29 protein-coding genes are annotated in these 22415 nt (G+C 73.8%); 23 read left to right on the top strand and 6 right to left on the bottom strand.

The genetic code is table 11. The features are described from left to right. On the top strand, positions 1–564 hold a 564-nt coding region (locus ACFV04_RS36525; RefSeq protein WP_380535227.1), incomplete at its 5' end, for an ABC transporter permease. A 54-nt stretch (positions 565–618) separates the two neighbouring features. Beyond that, positions 619–1356: a hypothetical protein gene (locus ACFV04_RS36530; protein WP_380338037.1), complete on the top strand. Its 738-nt coding sequence runs from the start codon at positions 619–621 to the stop codon at positions 1354–1356. A 112-nt stretch (positions 1357–1468) separates the two neighbouring features. On the opposite strand, the gene ybaK is transcribed toward ACFV04_RS36530, so the two are convergent. The 3 genes from ybaK to ACFV04_RS36545 are packed head-to-tail and all read right to left on the bottom strand — an operon-like array spanning position 1469 to position 4346. Continuing rightward, complete coding sequence (ybaK, locus tag ACFV04_RS36535) at positions 1469–1963, bottom strand: Cys-tRNA(Pro) deacylase (protein ID WP_380535229.1); 495 nt, start codon at positions 1961–1963, stop codon at positions 1469–1471. Positions 1964–1985: 22 nt separating this feature from the next. Next, complete coding sequence (locus ACFV04_RS36540; protein WP_380338042.1) at positions 1986–2714, bottom strand: LON peptidase substrate-binding domain-containing protein; 729 nt, start codon at positions 2712–2714, stop codon at positions 1986–1988. Positions 2715–2765: 51 nt separating this feature from the next. After that, positions 2766–4346 (bottom strand): oxidoreductase, encoded by a 1581-nt coding sequence (locus ACFV04_RS36545; RefSeq protein WP_380338045.1) that lies wholly within the window; start codon positions 4344–4346, stop codon positions 2766–2768. A 90-nt stretch (positions 4347–4436) separates the two neighbouring features. Here ACFV04_RS36545 and hisD point away from each other — a divergent pair, with 90 nt between their 5' ends. The 8 genes from hisD to hisF are packed head-to-tail and all read left to right on the top strand — an operon-like array spanning position 4437 to position 10284. Further along, positions 4437–5744, top strand: a complete 1308-nt coding sequence (hisD, locus tag ACFV04_RS36550) for a histidinol dehydrogenase (protein ID WP_380338047.1) — start codon at positions 4437–4439, stop codon at positions 5742–5744. Then, on the top strand, positions 5741–6850 hold the full coding sequence (locus ACFV04_RS36555) for a histidinol-phosphate transaminase (RefSeq protein ID WP_360256855.1): 1110 nt from the start codon (positions 5741–5743) through the stop codon (positions 6848–6850). Before hisD ends, ACFV04_RS36555 begins: the two co-directional genes overlap by 4 nt. Positions 6851–6855: 5 nt before the next feature. After that, positions 6856–7449, top strand: a complete 594-nt coding sequence (gene hisB, locus ACFV04_RS36560) for an imidazoleglycerol-phosphate dehydratase HisB (RefSeq protein WP_380535231.1) — start codon at positions 6856–6858, stop codon at positions 7447–7449. Then, a complete protein-coding gene (locus ACFV04_RS36565) occupies positions 7446–7598 on the top strand; it encodes a hypothetical protein (protein WP_360256850.1) in 153 nt (50 codons plus the stop codon). The genes hisB and ACFV04_RS36565 overlap by 4 nt, the downstream gene beginning before the upstream one ends. A gap of 35 nt (positions 7599–7633) precedes the next feature. Continuing rightward, positions 7634–8269 carry an imidazole glycerol phosphate synthase subunit HisH gene (gene hisH, locus ACFV04_RS36570; protein WP_380535233.1) on the top strand — a complete coding sequence of 212 codons (636 nt, stop codon included), beginning with the start codon at positions 7634–7636 and terminating at the stop codon, positions 8267–8269. Positions 8270–8288: 19 nt separating this feature from the next. Then, entirely contained in the window at positions 8289–9014 is a 726-nt protein-coding gene (priA, locus tag ACFV04_RS36575; RefSeq protein ID WP_380338054.1) for a bifunctional 1-(5-phosphoribosyl)-5-((5-phosphoribosylamino)methylideneamino)imidazole-4-carboxamide isomerase/phosphoribosylanthranilate isomerase PriA, read from the top strand. After that, positions 9011–9517, top strand: coding sequence for a RidA family protein (locus ACFV04_RS36580; protein WP_380535235.1), 507 nt, complete (start codon positions 9011–9013; stop codon positions 9515–9517). Before priA ends, ACFV04_RS36580 begins: the two co-directional genes overlap by 4 nt. Then, a complete protein-coding gene (gene hisF / locus ACFV04_RS36585) occupies positions 9514–10284 on the top strand; it encodes an imidazole glycerol phosphate synthase subunit HisF (protein WP_360256843.1) in 771 nt (256 codons plus the stop codon). The genes ACFV04_RS36580 and hisF overlap by 4 nt, the downstream gene beginning before the upstream one ends. A gap of 148 nt (positions 10285–10432) precedes the next feature. Here hisF and ACFV04_RS36590 read toward each other — a convergent pair whose 3' ends face one another. The 3 genes from ACFV04_RS36590 to ACFV04_RS36600 all read right to left on the bottom strand — a co-directional run bounded on the left by ACFV04_RS36590 (position 10433) and on the right by ACFV04_RS36600 (position 12781). Then, positions 10433–11212 carry a VOC family protein gene (locus tag ACFV04_RS36590; RefSeq protein WP_380338060.1) on the bottom strand — a complete coding sequence of 260 codons (780 nt, stop codon included), beginning with the start codon at positions 11210–11212 and terminating at the stop codon, positions 10433–10435. A 335-nt stretch (positions 11213–11547) separates the two neighbouring features. After that, positions 11548–12186: a TIGR03085 family metal-binding protein gene (locus ACFV04_RS36595; protein WP_380338063.1), complete on the bottom strand. Its 639-nt coding sequence runs from the start codon at positions 12184–12186 to the stop codon at positions 11548–11550. A 22-nt stretch (positions 12187–12208) separates the two neighbouring features. After that, a complete protein-coding gene (locus ACFV04_RS36600) occupies positions 12209–12781 on the bottom strand; it encodes a hypothetical protein (protein ID WP_380338065.1) in 573 nt (190 codons plus the stop codon). A 132-nt stretch (positions 12782–12913) separates the two neighbouring features. Here ACFV04_RS36600 and hisI point away from each other — a divergent pair, with 132 nt between their 5' ends. From hisI to ACFV04_RS36665, 13 genes are all read left to right on the top strand, one after another. Continuing rightward, positions 12914–13285, top strand: a complete 372-nt coding sequence (gene hisI, locus ACFV04_RS36605; protein ID WP_380338067.1) for a phosphoribosyl-AMP cyclohydrolase — start codon at positions 12914–12916, stop codon at positions 13283–13285. A gap of 47 nt (positions 13286–13332) precedes the next feature. Continuing rightward, positions 13333–14856, top strand: a complete 1524-nt coding sequence (locus ACFV04_RS36610) for an anthranilate synthase component I (RefSeq protein WP_380338070.1) — start codon at positions 13333–13335, stop codon at positions 14854–14856. Between the two features lie 21 nt (positions 14857–14877). Continuing rightward, positions 14878–15387, top strand: coding sequence for a Uma2 family endonuclease (locus ACFV04_RS36615; RefSeq protein WP_360256828.1), 510 nt, complete (start codon positions 14878–14880; stop codon positions 15385–15387). Beyond that, positions 15384–15971, top strand: a complete 588-nt coding sequence (locus ACFV04_RS36620) for a TIGR02234 family membrane protein (RefSeq protein WP_380338076.1) — start codon at positions 15384–15386, stop codon at positions 15969–15971. Before ACFV04_RS36615 ends, ACFV04_RS36620 begins: the two co-directional genes overlap by 4 nt. A 181-nt stretch (positions 15972–16152) precedes the next feature. After that, entirely contained in the window at positions 16153–16416 is a 264-nt protein-coding gene (locus ACFV04_RS36625; RefSeq protein ID WP_380338079.1) for an HGxxPAAW family protein, read from the top strand. 135 nt (positions 16417–16551) lie between these two features. Further along, positions 16552–16992: a DUF2752 domain-containing protein gene (locus tag ACFV04_RS36630; RefSeq protein WP_360256822.1), complete on the top strand. Its 441-nt coding sequence runs from the start codon at positions 16552–16554 to the stop codon at positions 16990–16992. Positions 16993–17190: 198 nt separating this feature from the next. Next, positions 17191–17997 (top strand): indole-3-glycerol phosphate synthase TrpC, encoded by an 807-nt coding sequence (gene trpC, locus ACFV04_RS36635; RefSeq protein WP_360256820.1) that lies wholly within the window; start codon positions 17191–17193, stop codon positions 17995–17997. 9 nt (positions 17998–18006) lie between these two features. Continuing rightward, positions 18007–18156: a tryptophan biosynthesis modulator TrpM gene (gene trpM, locus ACFV04_RS36640; protein WP_380338081.1), complete on the top strand. Its 150-nt coding sequence runs from the start codon at positions 18007–18009 to the stop codon at positions 18154–18156. Between the two features lie 84 nt (positions 18157–18240). Continuing rightward, complete coding sequence (gene trpB, locus ACFV04_RS36645; RefSeq protein ID WP_380535240.1) at positions 18241–19500, top strand: tryptophan synthase subunit beta; 1260 nt, start codon at positions 18241–18243, stop codon at positions 19498–19500. A 2-nt stretch (positions 19501–19502) separates the two neighbouring features. Then, positions 19503–20312: a tryptophan synthase subunit alpha gene (gene trpA / locus ACFV04_RS36650; RefSeq protein WP_380535241.1), complete on the top strand. Its 810-nt coding sequence runs from the start codon at positions 19503–19505 to the stop codon at positions 20310–20312. Positions 20313–20568: 256 nt separating this feature from the next. Beyond that, positions 20569–20802 (top strand): hypothetical protein, encoded by a 234-nt coding sequence (locus ACFV04_RS36655; RefSeq protein ID WP_380338089.1) that lies wholly within the window; start codon positions 20569–20571, stop codon positions 20800–20802. Between the two features lie 128 nt (positions 20803–20930). Further along, a complete protein-coding gene (locus ACFV04_RS36660; protein WP_380535243.1) occupies positions 20931–21449 on the top strand; it encodes a MauE/DoxX family redox-associated membrane protein in 519 nt (172 codons plus the stop codon). A 68-nt stretch (positions 21450–21517) separates the two neighbouring features. After that, positions 21518–22381, top strand: coding sequence for a DsbA family protein (locus ACFV04_RS36665; RefSeq protein ID WP_380535245.1), 864 nt, complete (start codon positions 21518–21520; stop codon positions 22379–22381). Positions 22382–22415 lie beyond the last annotated feature (34 nt).

Raw genomic sequence — 22415 nt, forward strand, 5'->3', positions numbered from 1 at the left:
AGCGTGCTGGTGGTGGCGTTCGTCGCGCTGAACCTGCTCGCCCAGTACTTCGGGAAGCTGCGGGCCACCGGCGGCCTCGACCACTACGCGACGCTGCCGGTGCCGGCGGCCTCGGTGGTGCTGGGGACGGCCGCCGCGTACGCGTCGTTCACGCTGCCCGGGACGGTCGCCACGGCGGCCGTCGGGGCCGTCATGTTCGGACTGCCGCTCGGACAGTTGTGGGTGCTGCTCGCGGTCGTCCCGCTGGCCGGGGCCGCGCTGTCCGGGCTGGGGGCGGCCTGCGGGCTGCTGGCGCCCCGGCAGGAGCTCGCGACCATGCTCGGACAGCTCGGGATGTCCGCCGCCCTGCTGCTCGGCGTGCTGCCGGTCGACCACCTGCCGCAGCCGGTGCTGTGGCTGCGGGACCTGCTGCCCTCCACGTACGGCGTGGAGGCCTTCGCGCGGACCTTCACGCCGGACCCGGACTGGGCGATGGTCCTCGCGGACCTGGGGGTGTGCGCCGGAGTGGGCGTGGTGTCCCTGGGCGTGGCCACCTGGGCGTACCGGCGGGCGGTCGCGCGGTAGGGGACGCCCGGGCGGTGGGGCCGTTCCGGGGGCCGTCGTGAAACGATGGGGCCTGTGACCGTACCGAACACACCTCCGGATCCCGCCCGCACCGATGTCCGGGCGGTGCCGGAAGACGCCGTGCCCGGCACCGAGCCCGACCCGTACGCCGCTCCGCAGGAGGGGGCGCCCGTCGCGTCCGACGGGCCGGGGACCCCGCTGGTGCAGCGGCTGCTGCCGGAGGTGCGGATCGGGGCCGGGGTCGTCGTCACCTGCCTGGTGGTCGGGCTGGTGATGGCCGCGCTGTGGGCGTGGCTGGCGCCGAAGGTGCCGCTGGTGGTGGACGGGGACCGGATCCTCTACCTGGACCCCGAGGGCGAGCAGCGGGCCGGAGCGGACGCACTGTTCGCGATCATCGGCCTGGGCGCCGGGGTCCTGACCGCGCTCGGGGCCTTCCTGGTGACCCGGCGGCGCGGCGGCGGCATCGCGGTCGCGCTGGGACTGGCCGTCGGCGGACTGCTCGGATCGCTGGGTGCCTGGCGGATCGGTCGGTGGCTCGGGCCGGGCAACGACCTGATCGCGCAGGCCCGTCGGGTCGGCAACGGCGGGCACTTCGACGCGGGCATCGACCTCGGGGCGATGGGCGCGCTGCTGGTGTGGCCGATGGCGGCGATGGTGGTGCTGCTCGCGCTGTCGGCGGCGTTCGGCAAGCGCGAGGAGGACCCGCCGCCGTACTGGGGCGCGCCGGCCGCTCCGCAGCAGCAGCCGTCGGCCCCGCCGGCGTCTCCGGTGGGGCCGGAGGGCCGGGCCTGAGGCCTGGCGGCAGGGCGGGGGGTCGGTGGTCCGGTACGGGCCCGGCCCGCCGCCCTGCGGCGTCTGCGGCGCTTCCGGTGGCGTCCGGCGGGTGCGGCGGGTGCGGCGGCTTTCAGCGGGCGATGGGGGCGGTCACGGCCCCGGTGAGGGTGATCAGGTCGGCCGGGGCGAGCTCCACCTCCAGGCCCCGGCGGCCCGCCGAGACGTAGACCGTGGGGTGGTCGAGCGCGCTCGCGTCGACGACGGTGCGCAGGGCGCGGCGCTGGCCCAGCGGCGAGATCCCGCCGAGGACGTAGCCGCTGCTGCGTTCGGCGGCGGCCGGGTCGGCCATGGCGGCGCGCTTGCCGCCGACGGCCGAGGCCAGGGCCTTCAGGTCGAGCAGGCCGGCGACCGGGACCACCCCGACGGTGAGGGTGCCGTCCACGTCGGCCACCAGGGTCTTGAAGACGCGCTCGGCGGCCACGCCGAGCACCTCGGCCGCCTCGCCGCCGTAGGAGGCGGCGGCCGGGTCGTGGTCGTAGGCGTGCACGGTGAACGGGACGGCGGCGGATTCCAGGGCGACGGTGGCCGGGGTGCCCTGGCCGCCCTTCTTCGTCTTCTTGGCCATGCTGGGGTCCCGGGCTCCTGGGTCAGTTGGGGCTGAACGACTGGCGGGTGAGGTCGACGGCGGGCAGCGACGGCAGCCAGGTCAGCACGGCGGTCTCGCGGCGCAGCAGGTCGAGTTCGGTGCGCAGGCGCTGGGCGGTGTCCGGGCAGGCCAGCAGCTGCTGCTTGACCGGGGTCTCGAACACCGAGGCGGCGGCGACCAGGTAGGAGAGCACCTGGGGGTCGTCGGGGAGGTCCTGGCGGCCGACGGTGCTGGCCTCGCGGGCTCCGGCGAGCCGCTTCTGGTAGACCCGGAACGCCCGCTCGACCTCGGCGGCCAGCGCGCCCGAGCCCTCGCCGGGAAGCTCCTCGATCGGCTCGATCTCGCCGGTCAGGTACGGACCGGAGACGTCCACCGCGCCGAGCCGGAACCGGGTGGTGCCGGTGACCAGCAGCTCGTAGCGGCCGTCCGGCTGGTGCTCGGCGGAGGCGACGTCGGCGACGCAGCCGACCGGGAAGACCGCCTCCAGCGGGTCCCCGGTGACGGTGCCGAGGCCGTCGAGCGGCCCGGCCGGGCCCTCCTCGGCCCGGACCGGGGCGACCTCGCGGCCGTCCTTGATCGCGAGCACGCCGAAGCGCCGGGGGGTGTCCTCGGGCTGTTCGAGCAGGTCGGCGACGAGACGGCGGTAGCGCTCCTCGAAGACGTTCAGGGGCAGCACCAGGCCCGGGTAGAGCACGGTGTTCAGCGGGAAGAGCGGAAGCCGTTCTGTCACGGCGGACAGCGTAGTTCCCCGGGCGGGTGCCTTGTCGCGCGGTTCGGGCGCTCAGCCGCGCTGGAGCATCCGCGTGGTGCCGGCGACGACGGTCGAGGCGAGCAGCCAGCCGATGACCACCAGCGCGGCGGAGATCCACTGGGCGAGGCCGCCCGGGTTCCAGCCGCCCTGGTTGAGGTCCACGATCGGCAGCAGTTGGTTGAGGGTGTACAGCACCGGGTTCCAGTGCGGGCGCTCGTCCGCCTTGAGCGGCTCCAGCGGGTGGGTGGCGAACCAGACGCTGCCGAGGACCCAGGCGAGCAGCAGCCACAGACCTGCCCGGCCCGGGCGGTAGCCGTAGCCGACGGAGGCGTCCTGGACCGCGCCCCAGACCCGGGAGGGCAGCGGCAGGGTCCGCCGGCGCCGGCGCTGCTTGGCGTACAGCACCTCGCGGGCGTCGTCGTCGGCGCCGTCGCGGCGCAGGGCGGCGGCCAGCTGCTCGTAGGACTCCGGCTGGAAGTCGACCGAGGAGCCCTCCAGCCACGCGATCCGCTCCTGCAGGGGGAAGGCCGTCTTCGGGCGCAGGTTCTCGTAGACGAAGCCGGTGAGGCCCAGGTGCTTGCCGAGCGGCCAGGCCTCCGGGGTGTCGACCAGGTTGCCGACCCGGGCGCGGGAGAGCGAGACCGTGCCGGTCGGGCGGAACTTGCAGGTGAAGCGCAGTTCGGGGGTGTGGATGCGGCGCAGCGAGAGCTCCTCGTCGTCCTCCAGGTGGAACTCGCCGGAGATCAGGCACGCGCCGTCGAAGCGGCTGTCGGACAGCCGGACCCGGCCGAAGGCACGGAACGGGGTCACCGGGCCCTCCGCCGGCGGGTTCTCGCCGTAGCCGGAGCCGTAGTAGCCGCGGGAACCGGCCCAGCCGCGGTCGGCGGAGCCGGTCAGGTAGAGGGTGTGGCCGACGGTGACCCGGACGGCGTTGAGGCACGTGCTGTTGTGCGCCCGGTCGGCCCGCAGCTGGGCGCCGCGCAGGGAGAGCCGGCCGCCTATCCGGGCCGTGCGTATGCTCAACTCGCCCTGGCTCTCCAGGCGTTCGGCTTCGAAGTCCTGGTTGACGATGATCCCGTCGGCGGAGACGGCCCGGCCGAAGCGGTCGCCGCCGACGACGGTCTGGTTCAGCAGCAGGTCGCTGCCGATCCGGGCGTCGGTCAGCCGCAGGCCGTCGGGGAGGCGGCAGCGGGCCAGGTGGAGGTCGCCGGTGGTGGACAGCCGGGAGGCCTCCAGGCGGGGGATCAGGCAGCTCACGAAGCGCAGCGTGGACGCCGCCGCCTCCGAGATCAGGACCTTGTGCTCGAAACGGCAGCCCTGCAGCTCGACGTAGTCGTCGATGGCGCCGCCGGCCAGGTCCAGCCAGCCGGTGACCAGCACGCCGCTGAAGCGCAGCGAGGCGACGCGCCCGGGGGCCGGCGTCGGACCGGCCAGCAGCAGGTGCGCGAGCACCTCGGCGCGGACGGTGCGCCGGGGGTCCCAGACCGCGTCGCCGAAGGGGTCGTCGGTGTCGGATTCGCCACTGCGCAGGTCCAGGATCTCGCCCTGGCGGTAGGCCTCCCAGAGCTGCTGCTCGGTATCGGTCCAGCCTTCCGGAGCGCGCTCCGCCATGGTTTCCCCCGTCCCCCGGTCGTCTCGCCTTTCGTATCACGGACTGAAATGCGGGACCAGCCGTTCCGGCCACTCCTTACACTGGGTGGCGTGATCTCTCGAATCGACCTCCGCGGCTCGCTGGACGACCCGCGTGACCTGCTGCCCCGTGCCGAGTTCGACGTCGCGGCCGCCCTGGAGAAGGTGCGCCCGATCGCCGAGGACGTGCACCATCGCGGGGTCGCGGCGCTGATCGAGATCACCGAACGCTTCGACGGCGTCCGCCTGGAGTCCACCCGGGTGCCGGCCGAGCAGCTGACCGAGGCCCTCGCGGCGCTCGACCCGAAGGTGCGCGCCGCGCTGGAGGAGTCGATCCGCCGCGCCCGCGCCGTGCACGCCGACCAGCGCCGCACCGGGCACACCACCCGGGTGGTACCGGGCGGCACGGTCACCCAGCGCTGGGTGCCGGTCGAGCGGGTCGGCCTGTACGTGCCGGGCGGGCTGGCGGTCTACCCGTCCTCCGTGGTGATGAACGTGGTGCCGGCCCAGGAGGCGGGCGTTGCGCGCATCGCCGTCACCTCCCCGCCGCAGAAGGAGTTCGGGGGCCGCGTCCACCCGACCATCCTGGCGGCCTGCGCGCTGCTCGGCGTCGACGAGGTCTACTCCGTCGGCGGGGCCCAGGCCGTCGCGATGTTCGCCCTCGGCACCGAGGAGTGCGAGCCGGTGAACATGGTGACCGGCCCGGGCAACATCTACGTGGCCGCCGCCAAGCGCTACTTCGCCGGCCGGATCGGCATCGACTCCGAGGCCGGACCGACCGAGATCGCCGTCCTCGCCGACGACAGCGCGGTGCCCTCCGACGTCGCCGCCGACCTGATCAGCCAGGCCGAGCACGGCCCGACGTCGGGCTCGGTGCTGGTCACCGACTCCCCGGCGCTGGCCGACGCGGTCGAGGCCGAACTGGCCGTGCAGGTCGCGAGGACCAAGCACACCGAGCGGGTCGCCGAGGCACTGGGCGGCAAGCAGTCCGGCATCATCCTGGTCGACGACCTGACCCAGGGCCTCGCCGTCGTCAACGCCTACGCGGCCGAACACCTGGAGATCCAGACCCGCGACCCGCACGCGGTCGCCGACCGGGTCGTCAACGCGGGCGCGATCTTCATCGGCCGCTGGACCCCGGTCTCGCTGGGCGACTACGCGGCCGGCTCCAACCACGTGCTGCCCACCGGCGGCTGCGCCTGCCACTCCTCCGGACTGTCCGTGCAGACCTTCCTGCGCGGCGTCCAGGTCGTCGAGTACGACCGCGACGCGCTCGCCGACGTCGCCGCGCACGTGGTCAACCTGGCCGACGCCGAAGACCTCCCCGGGCACGGGGACGCGATCAAGGCACGCTTCGACTGGACGGTGCCCGGCTCGTGACCCAGCAGACCCGCATCGACGACCTCCCCATCCGGGACGAGCTGCGCGGCCAGTCCCCCTACGGCGCACCGCAGCTCGACGTACCCGTCCAGCTCAACACCAACGAGAACCCGTACCCGCTGCCCGAGGAGCTGGTGGCCCGGATCGCCGAGCGCGTCGCCGAAGCCGCCCGCACCCTGAACCGCTACCCGGACCGGGACGCGGTCGAGTTGCGCGAGGGCCTCGCCGCCTACCTGACCCGCACCACCGGCTTCCCCGTCGTCCGCGAGCAGGTGTGGGCCGCCAACGGCTCCAACGAGGTGCTCCAGCAGCTGCTGCAGACCTTCGGCGGCCCCGGCCGCAGCGCGCTCGGCTTCGAGCCCTCCTACTCGATGCACGCGCTGATCTCCCGGGGCACCGGCACCGCCTGGATCTCCGGCCCGCGCAACGACGACTTCACCATCGACGTCGAGGCCGCCCTCGCCGCGATCGCCGAACACCGGCCGAACGTCGTCTTCATCTGCTCGCCCAACAACCCGACCGGCACCGCCGTCGGCGCCGACACCGTGCTGCGGCTCTACGAGGCCGCGCAGGCCGCCCGGCCCAGCCTGGTCGTCGTCGACGAGGCGTACGTCGAGTTCTCGCACCGCGCCTCGCTGCTGCCGCTGATCGAGGGCCGCCCCAACCTCGTGGTCAGCCGCACCATGTCCAAGGCCTTCGGCGCGGCCGGGCTGCGCCTGGGCTACCTGGCCGGCGACCGTGCGGTGGTCGACGCCGTCCAGCTGGTCCGCCTGCCCTACCACCTGTCCGCCGTCACCCAGGCCACCGCGCTGGCCTGCCTGGAGCACACCGACACCCTCCTCGGCTACGTCGGCCGGCTCAAGGAGGAGCGCGACCGGCTGGTCGACGCACTGCGCGCCATGGGCCTGGAGGTGACCGACTCGGACGCCAACTTCGTCCAGTTCGGCCGCTTCACCGACACCCACGCCGTCTGGCGGGCCATCCTCGACCAGGGCGTCCTGGTCCGCGACAACGGCGTGCCCGGATGGCTGCGCGTCACCGCCGGCACCCCCGCCGAGAACGACGCCTTCCTGGACGCCGTCCGCAGAGTCAGCAAGGAGCTGTAACCCCCATGTCCCGCATCGGACGCGTCGAACGCACCACCAAGGAGACCTCCGTCCTGGTCGAGATAGACCTCGACGGCACCGGCAGGACCGACATCTCCACCGGCGTCGGGTTCTACGACCACATGCTCGACCAGCTCGGCCGGCACGGACTGTTCGACCTCACCGTCAAGACCGACGGCGACCTGCACATCGACACCCACCACACCATCGAGGACACCGCCCTCGCGCTCGGCGCCGCCTTCAGGCAGGCGCTCGGCGACAAGGTCGGCATCTACCGCTTCGGCAACTGCACGGTGCCGCTGGACGAGTCGCTCGCCCAGGTCACCGTCGACCTCTCCGGCCGGCCCTACCTGGTGCACACCGAGCCCGAGGGCATGGCGCCGATGATCGGCAGCTACGACACCACGATGACCCGGCACATCCTGGAGTCCTTCGTGGCCCAGGCACAGGTCGCGCTGCACGTCCACGTGCCGTACGGGCGCAACGCCCACCACATCGTGGAGTGCCAGTTCAAGGCGCTGGCCCGCGCGCTGCGCTACGCCGCCGAGCGCGACCCGCGCGCGGCCGGCATCCTCCCCTCGACCAAGGGTGCGCTGTGAACAACACCGCGATGATCCTCATCTTCGTCGGCCTCTTCCTGGCCGGCGGGGTGATCTCCTTCTGGAAGCAGAAGCAGTCGAAGGGCGTCATCCTGGTGCTCGCCTTCGGCGCCGTGATGTGCCTGACCTCCGGCCTCCTGCGCCTGTAGACCCGCCCCGCCGTGAAGAGACTGGACACCTGAACATGGGCAAGAACGTCGTCGTCCTCGACTACGGCTCCGGCAACCTCCGCTCCGCGCAGCGCGCCCTGGAACGGACCGGGGCGAACGTCACGGTCAGCTCCGACTACGACACCGCGATGGCCGCGGACGGCCTGCTCGTCCCCGGCGTGGGCGCCTTCGAGGCCTGCATGCGCGGGCTGAAGTCGGTCCGCGGGGACTGGATCATCGACCGCCGTCTCGCCGGCGGCCGCCCGGTCATGGGCATCTGCGTCGGCATGCAGATCCTCTTCGAGAAGGGGGTCGAGCACGGCGTGGAGACGGCCGGCTGCGACGAGTGGCCGGGCACCGTCGAGCCGCTGGACGCCCCGGTCGTCCCGCACATGGGCTGGAACACCGTGGACGTGCCCGAGGGCAGCCGGATGTTCGCCGGCCTCGACCCCGAGACCCGCTTCTACTTCGTGCACTCCTACGGGGTGCGGCACTGGGAGCTGGAGACCCACAGCGCGCGGATCAACCCGCCGCTGGTCACCTGGGCCACGCACGGGCAGCCGTTCGTCGCGGCCGTCGAGAACGGCCCGCTCTGGGCCACCCAGTTCCACCCCGAGAAGTCCGGCGACGCCGGCGCAGCCCTGCTGACCAACTGGGTCAACACCCTCTGACGAGCTGAAAGTTGTATTGATGAGCCGCCTCGAACTGCTTCCCGCCGTCGACGTCCGCGACGGCCGGGCCGTCCGCCTGGTCAAGGGCGCCTCCGGCACCGAGACCTCCTTCGGCGAGCCGCTGGCCGCCGCCCTCGCCTGGCAGAACGCCGGCGCCGAGTGGCTGCACCTGGTCGACCTCGACGCCGCCTTCGGGACGGGCAGCAACTACGAGCTGCTGCGCGACGTCACCGGCCGGCTGGACATCAAGGTCGAGCTGTCCGGCGGCATCCGCGACGACGAGTCGCTCGCCCGCGCCCTCGCCACCGGCTGCACCCGCGTCAACCTCGGCACCGCCGCCCTGGAAGCCCCCGAGTGGGTCGCCAAGGCCATCTCCGAGCACGGCGACAAGATCGCCGTCGGCCTCGACGTCGTCGGCACCACCCTGCGCGGCCGCGGCTGGACCCGCGACGGCGGTCAGCTCTTCGAGGTGCTGGAGCGCCTCGACCGGGAGGGCTGCGCCCGCTACGTCGTCACCGACGTCAACCGCGACGGCACCCTGACCGGCCCCAACCTGCAGCTGCTGCGCGACGTCTGCGCCGCCACCGACCGCCCGGTGGTCGCCTCCGGCGGCGTCTCCTCGCTGGACGACCTGCGGGCCATCGCCACCCTCGTCGGTGAGGGTGTCGAGGGCGCCATCGTGGGCAAGGCACTCTACGAGCAGAAGTTCACCCTCGAAGAGGCCCTGGAGGCGGTTTCAGGATGACGGAAGGTCGGATCGTACGCGGCGAGGCGGCACGCGACGAGGCGGTGCTCGGTGAGACCGTGCACGGCGGGGTCGTGCACGGCGGGGTCGTGCGTGGCCGGGTCGGTGGATTCTCCCCCTGGGAGGACGAGTTCGGGTACTCCCGGGCCGTCGCCGCAGGCGACCACGTGCACGTCGCCGGCACCACCGCCTGGGTGGACGGCCGGATCGAGCACGAGGGCGACCCGTACCGGCAGACCCTCGCCGCGTTCGGCGTCGGCCTCACGGCCCTGGCCGCGTACGGTCTGACCGCGGACGACGTGGTCCGCACCCGGATGTACATCACCCACGTCCGCGACGCCGAGGAGGTGGGCCGCGCCCACCACGAACTCTTCGACGCCGCACGCCCGGTGGCCACCATGGTGGTGGTCGAGGGACTGATCGACTCCCGGATGATGGTCGAGATCGAGCTCGACGCGTACCGCTCCGGGCTGGCAAAGACCCTGGAAGGCCAACAGCCGTGACCCTCGCCGTACGTGTCATCCCCTGCCTCGACGTGGACGCCGGGCGGGTGGTGAAGGGCGTCAACTTCCAGAACCTGCGCGACGCCGGCGACCCGGTCGAGATGGCCAAGCTCTACGACGCCGAAGGCGCCGACGAACTGACCTTCCTCGACATCACCGCCTCGTCGGGCGACCGGGAGACCACCTACGACGTGGTCCGCCGCACCGCCGAGCAGGTCTTCATCCCGCTCACCGTCGGCGGCGGCATCCGCGCCGTCGACGACGTCGACAAGCTGCTGCGGGCCGGCGCCGACAAGGTGGGCGTCAACACCGCCGCCATCGCCCGGCCGGAACTCGTCCGGGAGATCGCCCGGCGGTTCGGCCGACAGGTCCTGGTGCTCTCCGTCGACGCCCGGCGCTGCCCGCCCGGCGTGGAGACCGCATCCGGCTACGAGGTCACCACGCACGGCGGACGCCAGGGCACCGGCCTCGACGCCGTCGAATGGGCCGGCCGCGCGGCCGAACTGGGCGCCGGCGAGATCCTGCTCAACTCCATGGACGCCGACGGCACCAAGGACGGCTACGACCTGGAGATGATCCGGGCCGTGCGCAAGACCGTCTCCGTCCCGGTGATCGCCTCCGGCGGGGCCGGCAAGCTCGCCGACTTCGCCCCCGCCGTCGACGCCGGCGCGGACGCCGTGCTCGCCGCCAGCGTCTTCCACTTCGGGGACCTGCGGATCGGCGACGTCAAGGGCGCCCTGCGGGAGGCCGGCCACCCGGTGCGGTGACCGCCCCGCTACGGACGTGCGAGGGCCCGCGGTTCCCGGAACCGCGGGCCCTCGTCGTGCGTGCCCGTGCGTCTCGTGCGTCTCGTGCCCGTGCGCGCTCGTGCGTGCCCGTGCGTGCCCGTGCGTCTCGTGCTCGTGCGCCGCGCGCTCAGGACTGCCGCGGCTCGCCCTTGATCAGCGCGAACGGCGCGCCGTTCGGATCCGCCAGCCAGGCCAGCCGGCCGACGTTCTCCACGTCCGCGGCGGGCATCAGCACCGAGCCGCCGGCCGCCGTCGCCCGGGCGATCACCGCGTCCACGTCGGAGGCCGCGAAGTACGGCGTCCACGCGGACGGCTGCTCCGGGGACATCGTCGGGGCGATGCCGCCGAAACTGGCGTCCTGCTGGTCGCCCTCGGCGGTGGAGACCACCCGGTAGGTCATGCCCGGCGACGGCTCGAAGTTCTCCACCCGCCAGCCGAACAGCTTCTCGTAGAAGGCGAACGCGACGTCCGGGCCCGAGGTGTGCAGCTCGGACCAGACCAGCGTGCCGTCCTCGGAGACGACGTCCAACCCCTTGGTGTCGCCCGCCTGCCACACCGCGAACTCGGCACCCAGCGGATCGGTGAGGGCGGCGAACCGGCCCGCCTGCATGACGTCCGTCGGCGGCACCCGGACCGTCGCCCCGGCCTGCTCGGCGGCCTTCACGGTCGCGTCCACGTCGTCGGTGCGGAAGTACGTCGTCCAGGCCGACCGCGCCCCCTGGTCGAGGTTGCCGATCGCGCCCACGGTCCTGCCGTTCAGCTGGAGGAAGCCGTAGCCGCCGGTCTCGGGGACCTCGTGGAAGACCCAGCCGAAGACGTCGGCGTAGAACCTCGCCGTGGCCGAGATGTCCGGGCTGCCGAGGTCGATCCAGCAGGGGGAGCCGGCGGGGAAGTCGGTGGTGAGCATGGAGTGGTGCCCCTTCGACGGAGAGTGACCGGGGCGGTTCCGTCGGGCGCGCGCACGCCCCCACCCCGGCCACCTGCGAGTCTGCACCCGGGCACCGACATCCGCAGCCGGGAGGCGGCCGCCCCGGGTCCGGGCGGGTCGGGGCGATGCGTCAGACGTGGGGACGAACCGAGGCACGGGGGCCGGTTCGGAGGCGTCACCGACGATCCCGGAAGAGGGCCCGTCGCTGCGGCTCGGGGCGGCGTCGCCGCTTCGGTGGGGGCGAAGCGGCGACGGGCGAGCGGCGGTGGCCGGTGGGGGCGGATCTTCGGGGACGGGGACGACGTCCGGTTCGCTCAGGGCAGCGGGAGGACGTGGCGGAGGGCTTCGACGGCGTCGGGGTCGCCGTCGACGGTCAGGGTGGTGCGGGCGCCGCGGCCGTAGGTGAAGAGGACCAGTTCGCCGGGCTCGCCGGTGAGGTGGACGGTGGGGGTGCCGGCCGGGCCGACGGTGAGGGAGCGGCCGTCGGGGTGGGTGAGGACCAGGCGGACGGGGGAGCGGCGGCCGGCCTCGAAGCGGGCGATCATGGGGAGTCGGCGCCACAGGGCCTCGGCGCGGCCGGGCGGCAGGGGCTGGGGCGTCGGGTCCCCGGTGGCGCGCAGGACGTCCTCGGCGTGCACGAAGTACTCGACGGTGTTGGCCGCCTCGTCCGCGCCGGGCAGGGCGAAGGGCGAGTACACCGGCGGGCCGGAGCGGAACAGCCGCAGCAGTTCCTCGTAGGGTCGCGCGGCGTAGTCGTCCTGGACCCGCCGGGTCCGGGCGGCCAGGGCGGCGATCCGGATGCCGGCCGCCGCGTCGGGCCGGTGTTCCCGGATCACCAGGTGGGCGGCGAGGTCCCGGGTGGTCCAGCCGGCGCAGAGGGTGGGGGCGTCAGGACCGGCGGCGGCCAGGAGTTCGGTGAGGCGGTGGCGTTCGGCGAGGGCGTGGTTCGACATGGCGTCAGCCTAGAGCGGCGCGTTACGGGCGGAGGTGGCCGGTGAGCTTGGGGCCGTTCTGCTTGTTGCTGCCGGTCAGGGTGCAGGTGTAGTCCCGCCAGCCCTGCTGGTAGTTGACCAGGGCCGGGCCGAACTGCCGTCCGTAGTAGGTCTTCCCGTCGCCCTGCCTGGCCTTGGCGGCGGCCTCGGCCTCCTTGCAGCCGTCCCGCATGGCGAGGGCGATCGGGACCTCGCCGGTCAGGTTGTCGGCGAGTTTGAGGTCGGCGATCACCTCGCCGTCGTGGTCGCCGGTGCAGGGGCGCTCCTCGGCCCTGGTGATGACCGGGCTCAGCTGCGGGTGGTCGAAGCAGGTGCCGACCGGGAAGAAGGCGTAGGGCGGTTGCGGCTTGGTCGGGGTGGGCGTCGGGGTCGGGGTGGGCGTCGGGGTGGCCGTGGGGGTGGGCGGGGGCGGGGCGGCGGCACGTCTGGTGTCGTCCGGCCAGAGCGCGGCGGTGGCGACCACCGCGAGCAGGACGACCAGTACGGCGATGACGGTGAGGACCAGGCCGCGGGACGGGTGGGAGGCGGCGGCTGCGGGCGGCTGCTCGGGGGTCATGGCCACGAGGATGGCCCACGAAGGGGCCGCCCGGCAGGCGGTTGGCCGAACTCACCCCGGACGGACGGCCCCGGCGACCGCGGGTCGGACGGACCGGCCGCCCCGGCCGGGCGGACTGACACAATGGGCCGCATGTCCACCACACCCGCCACTCCCGGCACCACCGCCCTGGCTCCCGAGATCGCCGCCCGCCTCAAGCGCACCGAGGACGGTCTGCTCCCGGCCATCGCGCAGCAGTACGACACCGGCGAGGTGCTGATGCTCGGCTGGATGGACGACGAGGCGCTGCACCGCACCCTGACCACGGGCCGCTGCACCTACTGGAGCCGCAGCCGCAGCGAGTACTGGGTGAAGGGCGACACCTCCGGCCACGTCCAGGCGGTCAGGTCGGTGGCCCTGGACTGCGACGGCGACACCCTGCTGGTGAAGGTCGACCAGACCGGAGCGGCCTGCCACACCGGCGACCGCACCTGCTTCGACGCCGACGTGCTCCCGCTCTCCTGATCCACCTCCCACCACCCACGCCAGAACTCCAGAAGGTGCCGCCCCGCATGGACCTCGAAGCCTTCCGCAAGCTCGCCGTCGACACCCGGGTCATCCCGGTCACCCGCAGGCTCCTCGCGGACGGCCTCACCCCGATCGGCCTGTACCGCAGCCTCGCCGAGGAGCGGCCCGGCACCTTCCTGCTGGAGTCCGCCGAGCAGGGCCGCAGTTGGTCGCGCTACTCCTTCGTCGGCGTGCGCAGCGCCGCCGTGCTCACCGCGGACCAGGAGGGCAACGCCCGCTGGCTCGGCACCCCGCCGGTCGGCATCCCCACCACCGGCGATCCGCTGCAGGTGCTGCGGGCCGCCCTGGAGGCGCTGCACACCCCGCGGCACCCCGACGACGGCCTGCCGCCGCTCACCGGCGGCCTGGTCGGCTACCTCGGCTACGACGTCGTCCGCCGCCTGGAGAAGCTGCCCGACCTCAACCCGGACGACCTCAAGCTGCCCGAGCTGACGATGCTGCTGGCGACCGACCTCGCGGTGCTCGACCACGCCGACGGCACGGTGCTGCTGATCGCCAACGCCGTCAACCACAACGACCTGGCCAGCGGCGTCGACGAGGCCTACGCGGACGCGGTGGGCCGCCTGGACGCGATGGAGGCCGACCTGGTCAAGCCGGTCGACCCGGGCCTGGCCACCTTCACCCCGGCCGGCCCCGGCGAGGTGAACTCGCCGTTCGGGGGCGCGCCCTACCGCGCGGCGGTGGACGACATCAAGGAGCGGATCCGGGCCGGCGAGGCGTTCCAGGTGGTGCCCTCGCAGCGCTTCGAGGCGCCCTGCCCGGCCACCGCGCTGGACGTCTACCGGGTGCTGCGCACCACCAACCCCAGCCCGTACATGTACCTGTTCCGCTTCCCCGGGCCGGACGGCACCGCCGAGGGCGGCTTCGACGTGGTCGGTTCCAGCCCGGAGGCGCTGGTCAAGGTCACCGACGGCGAGGCGATGCTGCACCCGATCGCCGGCACCCGGCACCGCGGCGCCACCCCGCACGAGGACGCGGCGCTGGCCGCCGAACTGCTCGCCGACCCCAAGGAGCGGGCCGAGCACCTGATGCTGGTGGACCTCGGCCGCAACGACCTCGGGCGGGTCTGCGAGCCGGGCAGCGTCGAGGTGGTCGACTTCATGCAGATCGAGCGCTACAGCCACGTGATGCACATCGTCTCCACCGTCACCGGCAGGGTCGCGCCCGGGCGGACCGCCTTCGACGTGCTCACCGCCTGCTTCCCGGCCGGCACCCTCTCCGGCGCCCCCAAGCCGCGGGCGATGCGGATCATCGAGGAGCTGGAGCCCACCCGCCGCGGCCTGTACGGCGGCTGCGTCGGCTACCTGGACTTCGCCGGGGACTCCGACACCGCGATCGCGATCCGGACGGCGGTGCTGCGCGAGGGCACGGCGTACGTGCAGGCGGGCGCGGGCGTCGTCGCCGATTCCGACCCGCACGGCGAGGACACCGAGTGCCGCAACAAGGCGGCCGCCGTGCTGCGGGCCGTCGCCACCGCCAATACGCTGCGGAGGCCGGAACTGTCCTGAGGCGTGAGGGAGGCGGCCGGGATGCCCGAGGTGCCGTACGACGAGCTGCGCTGGGAGGTCGTGCTGAGCGCCGCGGGGCAGCTCGGTGAGCAGCCGGCGGGCCACGGCCGGGTGCTGTCCGGGGTGGCGGTCGAGTTCCCGGCGGCACCCGGCGGCTCCGCCCCGGACGTGACCGTGTTCGCCCCCGACGTGACCGTGCTCGCCCGGGACGCGGTGCGGGGCGGGCGGGGCCGGTTCGGCGCGGCCGGGGTGGAGGCGGTGCTGGAGGTGGCCCGGCCCGGCCTGGCGGAGGCCGGACGGGCGTACGCGCGCAGCGGCGTGCCGTTCTACCTGGTGGTCGACCCGGCGGCGGCGGTCTGCACCGTGCACACCGCGCCGGCCCCCGAGGGGGTGTACCGGGAGGCCGAGCGGGTGCCGTTCGGCAACGACCTGTTCCTGCCGCTGGGCGGGCGGACGGTGGTGCTGCGGACGGACCCGTTCCCCACCCCGGGTACGGACCCGGGTGTCGGCCGGGGGATAGTGGACGGGTGAGCGCTGACCAGACCCCCGCCCCCGCCGCCCCCAGCCGCCGCACGCTCGGCGTGATGCTGCTGCTGACCGTGCTGAGCGCGGTGCTGGTGCTGACCGCGGCCGGGCGGACCTGGGCCGAGGGCCGGGCCGGCACCCTGGACGTCTCCGTCACCGGCGGCGCGATCTCCGAACTGCCCGGTGGGCTGGCCCTGGTGGGCCTCGCCGCGGCCGTCGCGGTGTTCGCGGTGCGGGGCGCCGGGCGGATCGCGGTCGGTGCGCTGACCCTGCTCGCCGGGATCGGCGCGGCCGCCGCCTCGGTCGCCGGGGCGGGGGACACCGCCGCGCTGGACGGCGAGGCCGCCCGCAAGCTCGCCCTCAGCGGTTCGGCGGCCACCGAGGTGTCGCACACCGCCTGGCCCTGGGTCGCGCTGGTCGGCGGCGTACTGCTCGCCCTCGCCGGACTCCTCACCCTGCGCTACGGCCGCGGCTGGCCCGCCATGGGCAGCCGCTACGAGGCCCCGACCCGCAAGGCCCCGGCCCGGGCGGACACCCCGGGCGACCTGTGGAAGGCCCTGGACCGCGGCGAGGACCCCACGGCCGGCTAGGCCCTGCCCGGCCCCGTACGGCCCCTGCGGCCCCCGTTCGCACCCGCGGCGCACATGTGACGCGATAGACCCGCCACCCGCTTTGGGTCGCCGGTGTGTGGCCCGGCACAATGGAACCCGTCAACCCGCCGGCGGCCCCGCAGGCCCGGCCGGGCCCCGAGAGCCAAGGAGCACCACTCAGATGGCAGCAGCAGCACACGGCCACACCCCCGCCGCCTGGACCGGCGTCGTCATCTCCTTCGTCGGCTTCGCCATCGCGGGCGTCGCGATGATCCTGCCGTCGGTGCTGCTCGTCTGCGCGGGCCTGGCGGTCGTCGTGGTCGGCGGCGTGGTCGGCAAGGCCATGTCGATGGCCGGCATGGGCCAGCAGCCGAGCGCCAACGTCTACAAGTCGGCCGAGGAGCAGACCGCGGCCCGCGAGGCCCGCGTCGCCGTCGCCGCCTGACGACCGGCCCTCCGCAGGACACGCCTCCCCTCCGGGAGCGCCGTCGTCCGGCACGCCTTTCGCACAACCGAACGGCGGGCGCGTCGCGCCCGCCGTTTCGTCGTTCCCGGGTCCCGGCGCGGGCAGAATCGGGGCGTGAACGCCGCCCCCACCGCCTCCGTCCCGCCGCCCGTGCTGCGCCGGCTGGGCCCGCCGCTGGCCGCGCTCGCGGCGGTGGCCGTCCCCGCCGCGTACGTCGCCGTGGTGGACCCCGACAGCCCCGGGCACTACCCGGACTGTCCGTTCCTGACCGCCACCGGCTGGTGGTGCCCCGGCTGCGGGGGGCTGCGCTGCGTCCACGCGCTCAGCCACGGGGACCTCACCTCGGCCCTGCACGACAACGCCGCCGCCGTCCTGCTGTTCGGTGTGCTGGGGGTGTTCTGGCTGCGCTGGGCCTGGGCCGCGCTGACCGGCGGGCCGGCGCCCCGGGTCACCGTCGGGGGCCGCCGCTGGGTGCTGATCGCGCTGCTCGTGCTGGTCTTCACGGTGGTGCGGAACTCGCCGGTCGGAGCCGGTCTGGCGCCGCCGCTGGTCTGACCGCCGGGCCCGCCCCGGGGCGGGTGGAGGAGCGGTGAAGCCGCAGTTGAGGGCCGCCGGAGCGGGCGTCCGGTCCGCGAGACGCGTGCCGGGCGGATGCGCCCCGCGCTCCCGGGTGCCGATACCATCGAAGTGCCGGCGGGCCACTGCCCGCCCGGCTCTCGCTGGCCAACTGGCAGAAAAGATGGGGGCTCCTGAGTGAGTGTGCTCGACTCGATCATCGAAGGGGTCCGCGAGGACCTCGCCAAGCGGCAGGCCGTCGTCTCCCTGGACGCGCTGAAGGAGCGCGCGGCCAAGGTCCCGGAGGCCAAGGACGGCGTCGCCGCCCTCAAGGGCGACGGGGTCCGGGTGATCTGCGAGGTGAAGCGCTCCAGCCCCTCCAAGGGCGCCCTGGCCTCGATCGCCGATCCGGCCGCCCTGGCGCGCGACTACGCGGCCGGCGGTGCCGCCGCGATCAGCGTGCTGACGGAGGAGCGCCGCTTCGGCGGTTCGCTGGCCGACCTGGACGCCGTCCGGGCCGCGGTGGACACCCCGCTGCTGCGCAAGGACTTCATCGTCACGTCGTACCAGCTGTGGGAGGCCCGTGCGCACGGCGCCGACCTCGCGCTGCTGATCGTCGCGGCGCTCGACCAGCCGGCTCTGGAGTCGCTGATCGAGCGCGCCGTGTCGATCGGCCTCACCCCGCTGGTCGAGGTGCACGACGAGGAGGAGATCAAGCGCGCGGTCGACGCCGGGGCGCGGATCATCGGCGTCAACGCCCGCAACCTGAAGACCCTCGAAGTGGACCGCAACACCTTCGAGAACGTCGCCCACGCCATTCCGGACGGCATCGTCAAGATCGCCGAGTCGGGTGTCCGCGGCCCGCTGGACGTGATCAACTACGCCAACCTCGGCGCCGACGCGGTGCTGGTCGGCGAGTCCCTGGTGACCGGCAAGGACCCGCGCGCCGCGGTCGCCGACCTGGTCGCCGCCGGGGCCCACCCCGCCGTCCGGCACAAGGACTGACACAGCCCGATGAAGATCGCCGCCCGACTCGCCCCCGGTTGCCGCCCGCGCGGCTGCCGCGCACCCGCACGCCGGGTGCTGGGGCGTCGGGTGCGGTACGTGATCGGCTGCGAGCCCGGGCAGGTGCCGGGGCGGCGATGGCGGGTGGCGCACGGCTGACGCCGGCCGGCCGCTGGGACCAGCGGACCGCCGGAGCAGGCCGATCAGACGTCACTGTCGTCCAACTCCCCAAGGGAAACCACCATGTCCGAGAAGGACTACCTGCACGGCGCCCAGGTGCCGGACGCGCGCGGATACTTCGGCGCGTACGGCGGCCGCTTCATCCCCGAGGCGCTGGTCGCCGCGGTCGAGCAGGTCGCCGAGGAGTACGAGAAGGCCAAGGCCGATCCGGCCTTCACCGCCGAACTCGACGCGCTGCTCAAGGACTACACCGGCCGTCCGAGCCCGCTGACCGACGTGCACCGCTTCTCCGCCGAGGCGGGCGGCGCGCGGGTCCTGCTCAAGCGCGAGGACCTCAACCACACCGGCTCGCACAAGATCAACAACGTGCTGGGCCAGGCCCTGCTCACCAAGCGGATGGGCAAGACCCGGATCATCGCCGAGACCGGCGCCGGCCAGCACGGCGTCGCCACCGCCACCGCCTGCGCGCTCTTCGGCTTCGACTGCACCATCTACATGGGCGAGGTCGACACCCAGCGCCAAGCGCTGAACGTCGCCCGGATGCGCATGCTCGGCGCCGAGGTGATCGCCGTCACCTCCGGCAGCCGCACCCTGAAGGACGCCATCAACGAGGCGTTCCGCGACTGGGTCGCCAACGTGGACTCCACCCACTACCTGTTCGGCACCGTCGCCGGGCCCCACCCCTTCCCGATGATGGTCCGCGACTTCCACCGGATCATCGGCATCGAGGCGCGGCAGCAGGTCCTCGACCGGACCGGGCGGCTGCCCGACGCCGTCGTCGCCTGCGTCGGCGGCGGCTCCAACGCGATGGGCATCTTCCACGAGTTCATCCCGGACGCCGACGTGCGCCTCATCGGCTGCGAGGCGGCCGGCGAGGGCGCCGAGACGCCCCGGCACGCGGCGACCCTGACCAAGGGCGACCCGGGCGTGCTGCACGGCTCCCGGACGTACGTCCTCCAGGACGAGGACGGGCAGACGATCGAGTCGCACTCGATCTCGGCCGGCCTCGACTACCCGGGCGTCGGCCCGGAGCACGCCTGGCTGAAGGACACCGGACGGGCCGAGTACCGGCCGGTCACCGACGACGCCGCGATGCAGGCGCTGCGGCTGCTGTCCCGCACCGAAGGCATCATCCCGGCCATCGAGAGCGCCCACGCGCTCGCCGGGGCCCTGGAGCTCGGCCGCGAACTCGGGCCGGAGGCCACCATCCTGGTCTCCCTCTCCGGACGCGGCGACAAGGACATGCACACCGCCGCCGAGTACTTCGGCCTGTACGACGAGCCGGGCGCCGGCTCCGCCGGCACCGCCCAGGGGGGTAAGTGACCATGGCTTCCAAGCTCAGCGGGATCCTGGCGGCCGCCAAGGCCGAGGACCGGGCCGCACTGGTCGGCTACCTGCCGGCCGGCTTCCCGACCGTCGACGGCGGCGTGCGGGCGATCAACGCGCTGATCGAGGGCGGCTGCGACGTCGTCGAGGTCGGCCTGCCGCACTCCGACCCCGTGCTCGACGGCGCCGTCATCCAGACCGCCGACGACATCGCGCTGCGCGGCGGCGTGCTGATCAAGGACGTGCTGCGCACCGTCCAGGAGGTCGCCTCCGCGCACCCCGAAGCGGCGGTGCTGGTGATGACCTACTGGAACCCGGTCGACCGCTACGGCGTGGCGCGCTTCGCCGCCGACCTGGCGGCCGCCGGCGGGGCCGGCTGCATCCTTCCGGACCTGCCGGTGGAGGAGTCCGAGGAGTGGCGCAAGGCCGCGGACGCGCACGGGCTCGACACCGTGTTCGTGGTCGCCCCCAGCAGCAAGGACGCACGGCTCGCCGAGGTCACGGCGGCGGGCAGCGGATTCGTCTACGCCGCCGCGGTGATGGGCGTGACCGGCACCCGGTCCGCCGTCGGCTCGCTGGCCGAGGACCTGGTCGCGCGCACCCGCGCCACCACCGACCTGCCGGTCTGCGTCGGGCTCGGAGTCTCCGACGCCCGGCAGGCGGCGGAGGTCGCCCGGTTCGCGGACGGGGTGATCGTGGGCTCGGCGTTCGTGAAGCGGATCCTGGAAGCCGGCGCGGACGAGACGGCGGGGCTGGACGCGGTGCGGGCGCTGGCCGGGGAGCTGGCCCGCGGCGTGCGGAGGCGCTGACGCGCGGCGGAAACGGGTATCGGCGGCCTGCCACTCCTCCGGGGTGGTGGGTCGTCGGCGTTTTCGGGGCGGGGGTCGCTCGGAGGGGGTCGCCCACGGCGAGGGGGCGGGGTGTGGTGTGTTGACTCGGGGGCGGCCCCGAACGGGTGAACAGGGGCGGCGACACGCATCAGCCGGGGTTGACCGGCGTTGAGTGGAGGGACGAGTGCACGGGCGACGTGCACGTGGGTGGCGGAGCGAGCGAAGGGGTGAGCCGGTGCGGGGTTTCCATCAGGCCGTTCTGCTGCGGGCGGCGGCTGCCGCGCTGGCGCTCGGGGCCGCTGTCGGGGTGCACACCGTGGTGGGGCAGGCGTTGGCGAAGCGGGGGGCGGAGCGGGCGGAGCGGGAGGCGGTCGCCTGTGCCGAGGCGGCCCGGTGGGACGCCGTCGAGCGGGCGGAGCACGGGTACCCGGAGTTGTTCGATCCCGGGCGGATGCCGGGGTGCCGCTGACGTACGGGTGTTCGGCGGATTCGGACGAAGTGTCACCCTTCCGGCTTAATTCCTGAATACGGAGAAACCCCCCTTCCTCCCTTACGGTTCGTCAGGAAGTGAACGAGTTTCCCGAGGGGGGTTCCCTGATGGCCGGCCCGGCAGCGCAGCCCGGCGAACCGGCTCCCACGCCGCCGGTGCGACGGCCGGTGCCGGTCTGGAGCGAGTGGGTCGGCACGGTCGCTCGGCTGGGTCTCGCGGTGGTGTGGGGCTGGGCCGGACTGGCCAAGATCGCCGACCCGGCGGAGGCCGCCCAGGCCGTCCGCGCCTACGAGATCCTGCCCGAGAGCCTGGTCAAGCCGATCGGTTACGGCCTGCCCTTCCTGGAGCTGGCGCTCGCGCTGCTGCTGCTGATCGGGCTCGGCGTCCGGCTGGTCGCCGGGATCTCCGCGCTGCTGCTGCTCGCCTTCATCGCCGGGATCGCCTCCGCCTGGGCGCGCGGCATCTCGATCGACTGCGGCTGCTTCGGCGGCGGCGGCCACGTCGACGAGTCCCAGACGAAGTACCTGCAGGAGATCCTGCGCGACACCGGGTTCCTGTTGCTGGCCGGGTGGCTGCTGTGGCGGCCCCGGACCCGGTTCTCGGTGGACGGCTGGCTGGCCAGCTGACCGTCCGGCCCCGCCCCACTCCCATCCCCGCACACGACGAAGGCCCCCCGACCGTGGATGTCAAGGCAATGAGCGAGAAGAACCGAGATGGCAAGCGCACCGCCCGCGAGCGGATGCAGGAGCAGCGGGCGGCCGAGGAGTCCGCCGCCAAGCGCAGGAAGAAGCTGATCGTGGGCGGGGCCGCGCTCGCGGTGATCGCCGCCGCGGTGGTCGTCGGCGTCGTGGTGCAGAACCAGCGCTCCAAGCCGGAGACCCCGACCGCCGCCCCGGCCGGGACCATCGGTGACAAGAACCTGGTCATCCCGGTCGGCGCGGGCAACGCGCCCTCCGTCCTCACCGTCTACGAGGACCCGCGCTGCCCCGCCTGCGGCGCCTTCGAGCGGGAGTTCTCGGCGACCGTCGACCAGTTGGAGGACGCCGGCAAGATCTACACCAACTACCACATCGTGTCGTTCATCGACCGGGCCGTGCCGGGCAAGGGCTCCAAGACCGCCGCCAACGCGCTGGCCTGCGCCCAGGACGCCGGGCACTTCCGCGACTACCACGACGTGCTGTACCGCAACCAGCCGGAGGAGACCAGCGACGCCTTCGGCGACAAGGCCGTCCTGCTCAACCTGGCGAAGCAGGTCAACGGCCTGGACACGCCCGAGTTCCAGGCCTGCGTCAACGACAACAAGTACGGCGGATGGGTGTCCTCGGTGCAGCAGGACTTCGACAAGTCCAGCTACAAGTCGACCCCGACCGTGCTGCTCAACGGCCAGCCGGTCTACCCGAAGAACGGCAGCGAGGAGATCACGCCGGAGAACCTGGCGAAGTGGGTGGACGCCGCCAACCAGGGCAAGCCGCTGGGCACGGCGGGCTCGCACGGCCAGACCCCGGCGCCGACCAGTGCTGCTTCGGAGGCCAACAACCCGTCTCCGGCCGCCGGCTGAGCCCCGTACCCGGCCGTGGGCCGGCCGCCGCGCC

It is taken from the genome of Kitasatospora sp. NPDC059599 (genome assembly GCF_042735125.1).
Lineage (GTDB): Bacteria > Actinomycetota > Actinomycetes > Streptomycetales > Streptomycetaceae > Kitasatospora.

Bases quoted from the DNA above. Each gene is read 5' to 3' on its own strand.
- ACFV04_RS36590 (WP_380338060.1), bottom strand. From the start codon at position 11,212: ATGCTCACCACCGACTTCCCCGCCGGCTCCCCCTGCTGGATCGACCTC.
- ACFV04_RS36610 (WP_380338070.1), top strand. From the start codon at position 13,333: ATGGACCTCGAAGCCTTCCGCAAGCTCGCCGTCGACACCCGGGTCATC.
- hisI (WP_380338067.1), top strand. From the start codon at position 12,914: ATGTCCACCACACCCGCCACTCCCGGCACCACCGCCCTGGCTCCCGAG.
- trpA (WP_380535241.1), top strand. From the start codon at position 19,503: ATGGCTTCCAAGCTCAGCGGGATCCTGGCGGCCGCCAAGGCCGAGGAC.
- ACFV04_RS36545 (WP_380338045.1), bottom strand. From the start codon at position 4,346: ATGGCGGAGCGCGCTCCGGAAGGCTGGACCGATACCGAGCAGCAGCTC.
- ACFV04_RS36660 (WP_380535243.1), top strand. From the start codon at position 20,931: ATGGCCGGCCCGGCAGCGCAGCCCGGCGAACCGGCTCCCACGCCGCCG.
- hisB (WP_380535231.1), top strand. From the start codon at position 6,856: ATGTCCCGCATCGGACGCGTCGAACGCACCACCAAGGAGACCTCCGTC.
- hisH (WP_380535233.1), top strand. From the start codon at position 7,634: ATGGGCAAGAACGTCGTCGTCCTCGACTACGGCTCCGGCAACCTCCGC.
- ACFV04_RS36580 (WP_380535235.1), top strand. From the start codon at position 9,011: ATGACGGAAGGTCGGATCGTACGCGGCGAGGCGGCACGCGACGAGGCG.
- trpM (WP_380338081.1), top strand. From the start codon at position 18,007: ATGAAGATCGCCGCCCGACTCGCCCCCGGTTGCCGCCCGCGCGGCTGC.
- ybaK (WP_380535229.1), bottom strand. From the start codon at position 1,963: ATGGCCAAGAAGACGAAGAAGGGCGGCCAGGGCACCCCGGCCACCGTC.
- priA (WP_380338054.1), top strand. From the start codon at position 8,289: ATGAGCCGCCTCGAACTGCTTCCCGCCGTCGACGTCCGCGACGGCCGG.
- ACFV04_RS36665 (WP_380535245.1), top strand. From the start codon at position 21,518: ATGAGCGAGAAGAACCGAGATGGCAAGCGCACCGCCCGCGAGCGGATG.
- ACFV04_RS36595 (WP_380338063.1), bottom strand. From the start codon at position 12,186: ATGTCGAACCACGCCCTCGCCGAACGCCACCGCCTCACCGAACTCCTG.
- trpB (WP_380535240.1), top strand. From the start codon at position 18,241: ATGTCCGAGAAGGACTACCTGCACGGCGCCCAGGTGCCGGACGCGCGC.
- ACFV04_RS36625 (WP_380338079.1), top strand. From the start codon at position 16,153: ATGGCAGCAGCAGCACACGGCCACACCCCCGCCGCCTGGACCGGCGTC.
- ACFV04_RS36600 (WP_380338065.1), bottom strand. From the start codon at position 12,781: ATGACCCCCGAGCAGCCGCCCGCAGCCGCCGCCTCCCACCCGTCCCGC.
- ACFV04_RS36615 (WP_360256828.1), top strand. From the start codon at position 14,878: ATGCCCGAGGTGCCGTACGACGAGCTGCGCTGGGAGGTCGTGCTGAGC.